This window comes from Cellulomonas sp. P5_C6 (assembly GCF_054049635.1).
The window spans coordinates 1-12057 of the sequence record NZ_JBFULZ010000120.1 but is presented as its reverse complement, the minus strand read 5'-3'; the positions used below and the strand labels follow the sequence as shown (position 1 = coordinate 12057).

Sequence of the window (12057 nt, the reverse complement as noted above, 5' to 3'; positions counted from 1 at the left end):
GCGCAGTCGAGGAGCCCGACGAGAGTGGCTGCAGCAACGCCGGCGGCAATCGTGACTGGCACTTCAACCCAAATGCTGTCTTTGCGTCGGCCGGAACCGCGCCTGGTCACTCCGGCGACGGCGCGCCACGGAGGGGTCGTCGACAACAGGACGCGAGCACGCCACCATCGGCGCGTGCCCGCCAATTCTCGAGAGACCCGGCCCGATCTCGGGCCGGGGAATGCGCCCGTTCCGGTCGTTGTCGTCGGGCAGTGGATGGACACGTTCGCGGTGCCGTCGGACCTCGAGCGGTCGATGGACCCTGGACCGGGGTGGGTCGTGCCCGGCGGCGTGGTGGTGGGAGCGGCCCTGATTGCTGCGACGTGGACCACCGTCTCGACGTCTGACTGGCGGCCTGTCGTGGCACTCGCTGGCTTGGCCTTCGTCGCCGCCTGGGCGTTCCTCGCGCTGGCCATTGGCGGGACCCGCACGGACGGCCTGGCCTACAGCGTCGCTACCGCCGCCTGGATGCTGGGGGCTTGGAGCCTGACAATCGGCATGGGCGCACCGTGGTTGATTGCTGCCGCTGTCACGAGCATCGGCGCAGTCGGGCAACTGGTCGTGGCGTTGCGGGCTCGGCGGCTCGCGATACGGCGCAGAGCTGCCGTTCGTGGAGTAGGCGATGAAGGCGTGCGCACAGACGGCTGGATCGTCGGTTTCGCCGGGGCGCCCTGGCAGCGTGAACTGACGATCGAGGCGGCCGACGGTACTGGGCGGACCTGGTCCGCCGAGCATTGCGCCTGGCGCGATCTTCGGCCGACGATCGGTTACCCAGTGGGTATCTGGAGCACATCCGGGGGCAACGCGGTCCTCGTCCTCGCGCCACGCGTGACCCCGAACGTCTGACGGCCAACTTCGCGCCGAGCGGCTGCTCGCGCGGCCCAGGAGTGGCCGCAGGTCTTGGCCCTAGCGACACGTCGGCGACACGGCCGGACGTTCCTGCAGTTCAGATGGTGCCCGCGAAAGGACTCGAACCTTCGACCTTCTGCTCCGGAGGCAGACGCTCTATCCACTGAGCTACGCGGGCGTTCGCACCGGCCCGGGGGTCGATGCGGTGCACGACACTACCAGCCGTCGCTCACTCGCCCAGCAGCGCGGACAGGTAGCGCGTGGTCTCGCTGGCGGCCCGGCCGTCGTCGCCGGCGACGATGGCCTCGACCAGGACGTCGTGGGCGTCGTGGCCGTGGGTGTCGGTGACGAAGTTGAAGCGGATGTTCTCGCCGATCGCGTCGAGCAGGTTCTCGTACAGGGTGACCAGGACGGGGTTGGCGGTCGCGCGGACGATCGCGCGGTGCAGGTCGAGGTCGGTCGACACCATCGCGTCCAGGTCGCCTGCGTGATAGGCCTCGGCGCGCTCGTCGCGACGCTGGAGGAGGCCCGCCGCGTCGGTGGCCGAGCGGCGTCGGGCGGCCAGGCGGCCGGCCTCCACCTCGAGGGCTCGGCGCACCTCGACGACGTCGCGCTGCCGGGCGTCGGCGATCTGCCGGCCCATGGTGACCGCCAGCTCGGAGCGGGACAGGACGTAGGTGCCCGAGCCCTGGCGACGYTCGAGCAGGCCGGCGTGCACCAGCGACTGCACGGCCTCGCGCACCGTGTTGCGGCCGACGCCGAGCAGGTCGACGAGGGCGGGCTCGGGTGGGATCCGGGAACCCACCGGCCACTGCTCCGACTCGATCCGGCCGCGGAGCTCGGCAACCGCGGTGTCGATCAGTCCGGTCCGTCGCACCATCCGGTTAGGCTCCGTGTCCAGGCATGCGGTGCAGTCAACACCGGCGGGTCGGTCCACGCCAGACCCCCGTACGGATGATCTGCGGGACGCGCCCTGGCCTACCGGAAAGTTGTCTGTGGACCCGTCGACGCCCTCGCTCGCGCCCTGGCGCGGCCGCCTTGTCGTCCTCGCCGGCATCGTCCTGGTCGGGCTCAACCTGCGCATCGCGGTCGCGGCCGTCTCGCCGATCATCGGGGTGGTCCGCCAGGACTTCGCTCTCAGTGCGACGCAGGTGGGGCTGCTGGGCACCATCCCCGTGGCGTCGTTCGCGATCTTCGGCTCGCTGGCCAGCCCGATCGCGCGTCGTCTCGGGCTCGAGCCGACGATGATCCTCGCGCTCCTGCTCTCGGCGGCCGGCGAGATCCTGCGCGCCCTGTCGGGGGCCGCACCCGCGTTCCTCGGGTGGTCGGTCATCGCGCTGGCCGGCATGGGCATGGGCAACGTGCTCCTGCCGCCGCTGGTCAAGCGCTACTTCCCGGACCGGATCGGCGCCGTGACCGCGTCGTACTCCGTGGCCCTGTGCGTGAGCACCGCCGTCCYGCCCCTGGTCGCCGTCCCGCTCGCGCAGACCGCGGGGTGGCGGTGGGCGGTCGGCGTGTGGGCGGTCGTCGGGCTGGGCGCGGTCGTGCCGTGGGTGGTCGTCGTCGCGCGGTCCGTGTCGGCGCGCGCCCACCTGCGGGAGATCGTCCGACGGTCGCCCCGCCGCGATCGTCCCGCCGCGCTGGTCCGGGCCGGTGGCGACGAGACGCGCATCGTGTGGCGCTCGCGCCTGGGCTGGGCGCTGGTCCTCACGTTCTTCGCCAACACCACCGGCACGTACGTGCTGTTCGCGTGGCTGCCGCAGATCCTTGCCGACGCCGGGCTGGGCACCGACGTCGGCGGGCGCTGGCTCGCCGTGTTCGCCATCGTCGGGCTGCCCGCCGCGCTGTTCGCGCCGATCCTCACGGCCCGGATGCGCAACCCGTACCCGCTGATCGTCGGCTTCGTCGCGTGCTGGATCGTCGGCTACGCCGGGCTGCTGGCTGCTCCCACCCAGGCGACGGCGCTGTGGATGATCCTCATCGGGCTCGGGCCGGGTGCCTTCCCCGTGCAGCTCGCGCTGATCGGCCTGCGCTCGCGGACACCCGCCATCGCCGTCGCGCTCTCGGGCATGGTGCAGGGGCTCGGGTACGGGCTGGCGATCGTCGGGCCGGTCGGGATCGGGATCCTGCACGACGCCACGGGCTCGTGGACCGAGCCGTTCGTCGTGCTCTTCGCGCTGCTGGCCCTGCTGCTCGTGGCCGCCTGGTTCGCCTGCCGGCCGACCATGCTGGGTCCGGAACCGGCCTGAAACGCTCGGTACCCTTCTCCGGTGACTCCCGCCCAGCTCTCCGAGGCCCTCAAGGCCGCCCTCGTGCACGCCGTCGACGACGGCACGTTCGCCCTCGACCCCGCCGCGATCCCCGCGACCGTGCACCTCGAGCGACCCCGCCAGCGCGAGCACGGGGACTGGGCCACCAACGTGGCGATGCAGCTGGCCAAGAAGGCCGGCACCAACCCGCGCGCGTTCGCCGAGGAGCTCGCGCGGCGCCTGGCCAGCACGGAGGGTGTCTCGGCCGTCGAGGTGGCCGGCCCCGGCTTCCTCAACATCCGCCTCGACGCCGCGGCCGCCGGTGAGCTCGCCCGCTCCGTCGTCGAGCAGGCCGGCGCCTACGGCCAGAACGAGACGCTCGCCGGTGTCTCGCTCAACCTCGAGTTCGTCTCGGCCAACCCGACCGGGCCGCTGCACATCGGCGGCGTGCGGTGGGCCGCGGTCGGCGACAGCCTCGCGCGCGTGCTGCAGGCGTCCGGCGCGACCGTGGCGCGCGAGTACTACTTCAACGACCACGGCGCGCAGATCGACCGCTTCTCGCGCTCGCTGCTGGCCCGCGCGCTGGGCAATCCCGCGCCCGAGGACGGCTACGGCGGCGACTACATCTCGGAGATCGCCGAGCAGGTGGTGGCCGACGCCCTCGCCGCCGGTGAGCCCGACCCGCGCACGCTGCCCTACGACGAGGCGAACGAGGCCTTCCGGGCACGCGGCGTGGAGCTCATGTTCGCCGAGATCCGCCAGTCCCTCGAGGACTTCGGCGTCCACTTCGACGTCTACTTCCACGAGGACTCGCTGCACAGGTCCGGTGCCGTGGACCACGCCGTGGCCCGCCTGCGCGAGCTCGGGCACGTCTTCGAGGCCGACGGCGCGGTCTGGCTGCGCACCACGACGTTCGGCGACGACCGCGACCGCGTGATCATCCGGTCCAACGGCGAGGCCGCGTACATCGCGGGCGACATCGCGTACTACCTGGACAAGCGGGAGCGCGGGTTCGACCGCGTCGTGATCATGCTGGGCGCCGACCACCACGGGTACATCGGCCGCATGATGGCGATCTGCGCGGCGTTCGGGGACACGCCCGGCGTCAACCTCGAGATCCTCATCGGGCAGCTGGTGAACCTGGTCAAGGACGGCGCGCCCGTCCGGATGAGCAAGCGGGCCGGCACGGTCGTCACCATCGACGACCTGGTCGAGGCCGTCGGCGTGGACGCCGCCCGGTACGCGCTCGCGCGCTCGTCGGCGGACTCGAGCATCGACCTCGACCTCGACCTGCTCAGCAGCGCCAAGAACGAGAACCCCGTGTTCTACGTGCAGTACGCGCACGCCCGGTCCGCCTCGGTGGACCGGAACGCCGAGGCCACCGGGGTCCGCCGCGAGGACGGGTTCGACGCCTCGCTGCTCGACCACGAGAGCGACTCCGTGCTGCTGGGCCAGCTCGCGGAGTTCCCGCGGGTGGTCGCGCAGGCCGCCGAGCTGCGCGCCCCGCACCGGGTCGCGCGCTACCTCGAGGAGCTCGCGGGGGCGTACCACACCTGGTACGGCCAGGTCCGCGTCGCGCCGTTCGGCGACGAGGTAGTCGGCGACGTGCACCGCACACGCCTCTGGTTGAACGACGCCGTGCGCCAGGTGCTGGTCAACGGGCTCGACCTGCTGGGCGTGAGCGCGCCGGAGCGCATGTGACGGGGGAGCCCTGGTCGACCGGCGTCCGCCGGTCGGCCGACGGTGCCGTCAGCGTCGCCGGCGTCGACGTCCGCGCCCTGGCAGCCGAGCACGGCACGCCCGCCTACGTCCTCGACGAGGCCGACCTGCGCTCGCGGGCACGCGGCTACCGGCGCGCGTTCGAGACGGCGTTCGCCGAGATCGGCGCGGGCGTCGACGTCTACTACGCGGGCAAGGCGTTCCTGAGCGTCGCCGTCGCCCGCTGGGTGCACGAGGAGGGCCTGCGCGTCGACACGGCCACCGGCGGCGAGCTCGCCGTCGCGCTGCGGGCGGGCGTCCCCGGCGCGGACATCGGCCTGCACGGCAACAACAAGTCGGACGCGGAGATCGCCCGCGCGCTCGACGCCGGGGTCGGCCGGATCATCGTCGACTCGCTGGTCGAGATCGAGCGGGTCGCCGACGCCGCCTCCGTCGACCGCCCCGCCCCCGTGATGGTCCGCGTGACCACGGGCGTGCATGCCGGCGGCCACGAGTACATCTCGACCGCTCACGAGGACCAGAAGTTCGGCCTCTCGATCGCGTCGGGGCACGGCTCGGACTCGCCGGCCATGCAGGGGCTGCTCGCGGTGCTGGCCCGGCCCGAGCTGCGGCTGCTCGGCATCCACTCGCACATYGGCTCGCAGATCCTCGACCCGTCGGGCTTCGAGGTCGCCGCGCGCGCCGTGCTGACCCTGCGCGCGCAGCTGGCCGAGCGGACCGGGGTGCTGGTCGAGGAGGTCGACCTCGGCGGCGGCTACGGCATCGCCTACCTGCCGGGGGAGGTCGCGCTGGACCCGGACCGGATCGCCAAGGACATCGCGTCGTCGGTGCAGTCCAGCGCCGCCGACCTCGGGACCCCGCTGCCGCGGTTCTCCATCGAGCCCGGTCGCGCGATCGTCGGCCCCGCCGGTCTGACCCTCTACACGGTCGGGACCGTCAAGCCGGTCCGGATCGAGGACGGGCGCACCCGCACCTACGTGTCGATCGACGGCGGCATGAGCGACAACATCCGGCCCGCCCTCTACGGCGCGCAGTACCACGCGGAGATCGTCGGCCGGCTCGCGAGCGGGGACACCGTGCTCGCACGCGTCGTCGGCAAGCACTGCGAGAGTGGCGACATCGTCGTGCACGAGGTGCAGCTGCCCGCCGACGTCCGCGCCGGTGACCTGCTCGCCGTCGCGGCCACGGGGGCCTACGGGCGGTCGATGGCGTCCAACTACAACCACGTCCCGCGCCCGCCGGTGGTCGCGGTCGCCGACGGCACCTCCCGCGTGCTGGTCCGCCGCGAGACCGAGGACGACCTCCTCGCGCTCGACCTCGGCTGACCCCGGCTCACCGGTCGGACCGCGCGTCCCAGCGCCTGGACGCACCCCTATCCTGGGGGCGCTCCCGCCCGACCCGACTGGAGGCCACCCCGTGCCCTCGCCCGTGCCCGCCCACCCGCCCCTGCGCGTCGCCGTCCTCGGCTGCGGCGTCGTCGGCACGGAGGTCGTGCGGCTGCTCACGACGCAGGCGTCGGACCTCGCCTCCCGGGTCGGGACGTCGCTCGAGCTGGTCGGGGTCGCGGTCCGCGACGTGGACGCCCCCCGCGACGCGGTCGTCGACCGTGCGCTGCTCACGGCCGACGCCGAGTCGCTGGTCGAGCGCGCCGACGTCGTCGTCGAGGTCATGGGCGGGATCGAGCCGGCGCGGAGCCTGCTGCTGCGGGCGATCGCCGGCGGCGCGTCCGTCGTCACCGCCAACAAGGCCCTGCTCGCACAGGACGGTCCGACCCTCTACGCCGCTGCCGACGAGGCGGGCGTGGACCTGTACTTCGAGGCCGCGGTCGCGGGCGCCATCCCGATCGTGCGCCCGGTGCGCGAGTCGCTCGCCGGGGACCGCGTGACGCGCGTGCTCGGCATCGTCAACGGCACCACCAACTACGTGCTCGACAAGATGGCGTCGGAGGGTCTCGACCTCGACCAGGCCGTCAAGGAGGCCCAGGCGCTGGGCTACGCCGAGGCGGACCCGACGGCCGACGTCGAGGGGTACGACGCCGCGGCCAAGGCGGCCATCCTCGCCTCGCTCGCCTTCCACACGCGCGTCTCCATCGACGACGTGTCCCGCGAGGGCATCACGTCGCTCACCGCCGACGACGTCCTGTGGGCGCAGCGCACCGGCTACGTCCTCAAGCTGCTGGCCATCGCCGAGCGGGGCAGCGCCGACGGCGTCGAGGGCGTCCAGGTGCGCGTGCACCCCGCGCTCGTCCCCTCCAGCCACCCGCTGGCAGGAGTTCGTGGCGCCTACAACGCGGTGTTCGTCGAGGCCGAGGCCGCCGGCGAGCTCATGTTCTACGGGCGCGGCGCGGGCGGGGAGCCCACCGCGTCGGCCGTCCTCGGCGACGTCGTCTCCGTGGCCCGGCACCGCGTGCTCGGCGGCAAGGGACCCGTCGAGTCCCGGTACGCCGAGCTGCCCGTGCTGCCCGCGGCCGCCGCGCGGACCCGGTACCAGGTCCGGCTGGAGGTCGCGGACCGTCCCGGCGTCCTCGCGCAGGTGGCCGCGGTCCTGGCGTCGCACGACGTGTCGATCGAGGCCGTGCGCCAGTCGCCGGCGAGCGAGACGCCCGACGCCGACTTCGCGCGACTGGTCATCACCACGCACGTCGCCCCCGAGCACGCCCTGCGCAGCACCGTCGACGCCATCGCCGGCCTCGACGTGGTCCGCCGGGTCGTGTCCGTCCTGAGAGTCGAGGGAGCCTGATGGCCCACCAGTGGCGCGGCGTCATCGCCGAGTACGCCGACCGCCTGCCCGCCCACGTCCAGGAGCGCATCGTCACGCTGGGGGAGGGCGGCACGCCGCTCGTCCCGTCGCCGACGCTCTCGCAGCGCACGGGCGCCGAGGTGTTCATCAAGGTCGAGGGCATGAACCCGACCGGCTCGTTCAAGGACCGCGGCATGACGACGGCGATGTCGGCCGCGGCCGGTCGCGGCGCCAAGGCCGTGGTCTGCGCGTCGACCGGCAACACCTCCGCCTCGGCGGCGGCGTACGCCACGCGCGCCGGCATGGTCTGCGCGGTGCTGGTGCCGGACGGCAAGATCGCGATGGGCAAGCTCAGCCAGGCCGTCGCGCACGGGGCCACGCTGCTGCAGGTCGACGGCAACTTCGACGACTGCCTGGTCGCGGCCCGCAAGCTCGCCGAGGCGTACCCGGTGGAGCTGGTGAACTCGGTCAACCCCGACCGCATCGAGGGCCAGAAGACGGCCGCGTTCGAGATCGTCGACGCGCTGGGCGACGCCCCGGACATCCACGTGCTGCCGGTGGGCAACGCCGGCAACATCACCGCGTACTGGAAGGGCTACCGCGAGTACGCGGGGCTCGACGCCGGCGCGGAGCACACGGCGGTCGCCACCCGGACGCCGATCATGTGGGGCTTCCAGGCCGCGGGCGCCGCGCCCATCGTCAAGGGCCACCCGATCGACCACCCCGAGACCATCGCCACGGCGATCCGCATCGGCAACCCCGCCTCGTGGCGGCAGGCCGAGGAGGCGCGCGACGTGTCGGGCGGGCTCATCGAGGCGGTCACGGACGAGGAGATCCTCCGGGCGCACCGCGTGCTCTCGGCCGAGGTCGGCATCTTCGTCGAGCCCGCCTCCGCGTCGGGCGTCGCCGGCCTGCTCCGCCTGAGCGACGAGGGCCGCGTGCCCGCGGGCGCGCGCATCGTCATCACGGTGACCGGGCACGGGCTCAAGGACCCGCAGTGGGCGCTGCGCACCCCGGACGGCGGCGACGTCGTGCCGGTGCGGATCTCCTCGGACGTGGTGTCCATCGCCACCGCCCTCGGCCTGGACTGAGGCCCCGCGATGCGCCTGGGGGCGGACCACGTCCGCGTCCGCGTCCCCGCCACCAGCGCCAACCTCGGCCCGGGGTTCGACGCGTTCGGCATCGCGCTCGGGCTGTACGACGAGCTCGAGGTGCGGGCGCTCGGCTCGCCGGGCGTGAGGGTCGAGGTCACGGGTGAGGGCGCCGGGCAGGTCCCCGACGACGAGCAGCACCTGGTGGTCAGCTCGCTGCGCGCCGCCCTCGACCTCGTGGGCGCCTCGCAGACCGGCCTGCACCTGGTGTGCCACAACCGCATCCCGCACGGCCGGGGGCTCGGGTCGTCCGCGGGCGCGGTCGTCGCCGGCATCGTCGCGGCCCGCGGCCTGATCGCCGAGCCGGACGCGCTGTCCGACGACGTCGCGCTCGACCTCGCCGCCCGGATTGAGGGCCACCCCGACAACGCGGCCCCCGCGGTGCTCGGCGGCGCGACCCTCGCGTGGCGCGACGACCGGTTCCGGGCCGTCGACCTCGCGGTGCACGACGACGTGGCGCTGCTGGCGATCGTGCCGCCCCACCACCTGTCCACCAAGGCCGCCCGCGGCGTCCTGCCGGCGACCGTGCCGCACGCCGACGCCGCGTTCCAGGCGGGCCGGGCAGCGCTGCTGGTCGAGGCCCTCGGCCGCCGTCCCGACCTGCTCCTCGCCGCCACGCAGGACCGGCTCCACCAGGAGTACCGGCGCCCGGTGATGCCGGGCTCGCTCGCGCTGGTGGACGTCCTCCGGGCCCAAGGGGTCGCCGCCGTCGTGTCCGGCGCCGGGCCCACGGTCCTGGTGCTCGCGCGGCGGCTCGGGACGACGTCCGGGGCCGACGGCGTCGTCGCCACCGACGCCGACGAGGCCGTGCGCGCCGCGTTCGGCGGTGCGATGGGCGGCTGGCAGATCCTGCCGCTCCCGGTCGACCGCGAGGGCGCCACCGTCCAGAGGGTGACCTGACCGGGTGAAGTACAGCCCAGTCGTTCACCCGGCCGGGTGGCAGAGCCGACAGTGATAACATCGATGCGTTCCCCGGATCTCGTCCTCCGGAGGCCCGTGTCGACCTGACCGGCCACCTCACAGTGAGTAGACGACCCGGGAACGATCCAGCCCACCGTGCGCAGACGTCGTCGTACGCAGCGCGTGTGGCTCCAGCACCGTCTCGGTCACCGCGACCGGACGTCGACCGATCCCCGAACCATCGGGTCCCGGTCACCGACGAGGGGAAGGGTCCTTCGTGACAGACATCATCGAACCCGCCGTGAGCACGTCCGGCGGGTCCGCCCGCAGCGCCGGTATCTCGGCGCTCCGCCTGCCCGAGCTGCAGGCGATGGCGTCCGACCTGGGCGTCAAGGGCACCTCCAAGATGCGCAAGGGCGACCTCGTCCAGGCCATCTCGGACGCGCGTGGCGGCACCCGGCCGCAGGCGCTCGAGCCGCGCCGCGCCGAGGCGGTCGCAGTGGCCGACGCCCCTCCGGCCCGCCGTACCCGCGCACCGCGGGTCCAGGCCCCGCAGCTCGACCTCGAGCCCGTCTCCACGCCGGTCCAGGACCGCGCACCGTCGCAGGCGCCTCGCGGTGACGCGCTCGCCGGCCTCGAGGCCGCGCTCGACGCCAAGCTCGCGCCCGTCGAGACCCGCGACGACCGCGCCGCACGTGCGGCCGACGCCGTCGGCGGTGTCTCCGGTGAGCGCCGCTCGCGCCGGGCCGGCCGCGGTGCCGGAGCCCCCCAGGGTCAGGACGACGAGGGCGACCGGGCGCAGGCCAACGGCCAGGCGTCCAACGGACAGCAGGACCGCCAGCAGGGCAACCAGCAGCAGGACCGCCAGCAGGGCAACCGCCAGCAGGGCGCCAACGCGCCGCAGGGCAACGCGCAGCAGGCCACCCAGCAGCGCCGCGAGCAGGACGAGGACGGTCTCGACGAGCGCGGCGGTCGTCGTCGGCGCTCGCGTGACCGCTACCGCGACCGCGACCGCAAGCGCCCCGGCACGCGTGGTCGGCCGGGCGCCGGCGAGCTCGCGGGTCTCGACGACATCGAGGTGAACGAGGACGACGTCCTGCTCCCCGTCGCCGGCATCCTCGACCTGATGGACAGCTACGCGTTCGTCCGCACCACGGGCTACCTGCCCAGCGCGAACGACGTCTACGTGTCGCTGAACCAGGTCAAGCGCTACGGCCTGCGACGCGGCGACGCGGTGACCGGTGCCGTCCGCCAGCCCCGCGAGGGCGAGCAGCCGCCGGCGCAGGGCAACCGGCCCAGCAAGTTCAACGCGCTGGTCCGCCTCGACTCGGTCAACGGCCTGGAGCCCGACGGCGCCCGCGTGCGCCCCGAGTTCAACAAGCTCACGCCGCTCTACCCGCAGGAGCGCCTGCGCCTGGAGAGCGACTCGGGCAAGCTCTCGCCGCGCGTGATCGACATCGTCGCGCCCATCGGCAAGGGCCAGCGCGGCCTCATCGTCGCGCCCCCCAAGGCGGGCAAGACGATCATCATGCAGCAGATCGCCAACGCCATCACGACCAACAACCCCGAGGTCCACCTCATGGTCGTGCTCGTCGACGAGCGCCCCGAAGAGGTCACGGACATGGAGCGGACGGTCAAGGGCGAGGTCATCGCCTCGACCTTCGACCGCCCCGCCTCGGACCACACGATCGTCGCCGAGCTGGCCATCGAGCGCGCCAAGCGCCTGGTCGAGCTGGGCCAGGACGTCGTCGTGCTGCTCGACTCGCTGACCCGCCTCTCGCGGGCCTACAACCTGGCCGCCCCGGCGTCCGGCCGCATCCTCTCGGGTGGTGTCGACGCCTCGGCGCTGTACCCGCCCAAGCGGTTCTTCGGCGCGGCCCGCAACATCGAGCACGGCGGCTCGCTCACCATCCTCGCCTCGGCGCTGGTGGAGACCGGCTCCAAGATGGACGAGGTCATCTTCGAGGAGTTCAAGGGCACCGGGAACATGGAGCTCCGGCTCTCCCGCGGCCTGGCCGACAAGCGCATCTTCCCGGCGGTCGACGTCAACGCGTCGGGCACCCGCCGCGAGGAGATCCTCATGCCGCACGACGAGCTGAAGATCATCTACAAGCTCCGCCGCGTCATGGGCGCCCTCGACCAGACCCAGGCCATCGAGCTGCTCATCGGCAAGCTGCGCGAGACCAAGTCCAACGTCGAGTTCCTGCTGCAGGTGCAGAAGACGACGCCGGGCAACGACTGACCGACCCGCTCGTCGACGGCCCCGCCCTCCTCCGGGAGCGCGGGGCCGTCGCGCGTCCGCTCCGGTCGCGTGCTGTCGCCGAGCGCGGCCTCCGGTCGCCCGGCGCTGCCTCCCGTCGCCCGGCGCGGTCGCGTGTCGCCGAGCGCTGCCTCCCGTCGCCGAGTGCACC

The 12057-nt window shown here is 73.5% G+C and carries 9 protein-coding genes and 1 tRNA gene; 8 read left to right on the top strand and 2 right to left on the bottom strand.

The annotated features are described in order from the left end of the window. The first annotated feature begins 174 nt into the window (after positions 1-174). Positions 175-885, top strand: coding sequence for a hypothetical protein (locus ACXJKG_RS13835; protein WP_456846325.1), 711 nt, complete (start codon positions 175-177; stop codon positions 883-885). 105 nt (positions 886-990) lie between these two features. On the opposite strand, the gene ACXJKG_RS13830 is transcribed toward ACXJKG_RS13835, so the two are convergent. Further along, positions 991-1066 (bottom strand) — tRNA-Arg (locus tag ACXJKG_RS13830). Between the two features lie 51 nt (positions 1067-1117). Next, the gene (locus ACXJKG_RS13825) at positions 1118-1768 is read right to left on the bottom strand and encodes a FadR/GntR family transcriptional regulator (RefSeq protein ID WP_456846324.1); all 651 of its coding nucleotides are present in this window, start codon (positions 1766-1768) and stop codon (positions 1118-1120) included. Between the two features lie 115 nt (positions 1769-1883). Between ACXJKG_RS13825 and ACXJKG_RS13820 the strand changes: the two genes are divergently transcribed. The 7 genes from ACXJKG_RS13820 to rho all read left to right on the top strand — a co-directional run bounded on the left by ACXJKG_RS13820 (position 1884) and on the right by rho (position 11888). Further along, on the top strand, positions 1884-3137 hold the full coding sequence (locus ACXJKG_RS13820; protein WP_456846323.1) for an MFS transporter: 1254 nt from the start codon (positions 1884-1886) through the stop codon (positions 3135-3137). Positions 3138-3158: 21 nt separating this feature from the next. Continuing rightward, positions 3159-4838: an arginine--tRNA ligase gene (argS, locus tag ACXJKG_RS13815; protein ID WP_456846322.1), complete on the top strand. Its 1680-nt coding sequence runs from the start codon at positions 3159-3161 to the stop codon at positions 4836-4838. Next, on the top strand, positions 4835-6181 hold the full coding sequence (gene lysA / locus ACXJKG_RS13810; RefSeq protein ID WP_456846321.1) for a diaminopimelate decarboxylase: 1347 nt from the start codon (positions 4835-4837) through the stop codon (positions 6179-6181). Before argS ends, lysA begins: the two co-directional genes overlap by 4 nt. 91 nt (positions 6182-6272) lie before the next feature. Next, on the top strand, positions 6273-7595 hold the full coding sequence (locus ACXJKG_RS13805; RefSeq protein ID WP_456846320.1) for a homoserine dehydrogenase: 1323 nt from the start codon (positions 6273-6275) through the stop codon (positions 7593-7595). Continuing rightward, entirely contained in the window at positions 7595-8686 is a 1092-nt protein-coding gene (thrC, locus tag ACXJKG_RS13800; RefSeq protein ID WP_456846319.1) for a threonine synthase, read from the top strand. The genes ACXJKG_RS13805 and thrC overlap by 1 nt, the downstream gene beginning before the upstream one ends. Before the next feature lie 9 nt (positions 8687-8695). Further along, complete coding sequence (gene thrB, locus ACXJKG_RS13795; protein ID WP_456846318.1) at positions 8696-9646, top strand: homoserine kinase; 951 nt, start codon at positions 8696-8698, stop codon at positions 9644-9646. A 370-nt stretch (positions 9647-10016) separates the two neighbouring features. Beyond that, on the top strand, positions 10017-11888 hold the full coding sequence (gene rho, locus ACXJKG_RS13790) for a transcription termination factor Rho (protein ID WP_456846326.1): 1872 nt from the start codon (positions 10017-10019) through the stop codon (positions 11886-11888). The last annotated feature ends 169 nt before the right edge of the window (positions 11889-12057 follow it).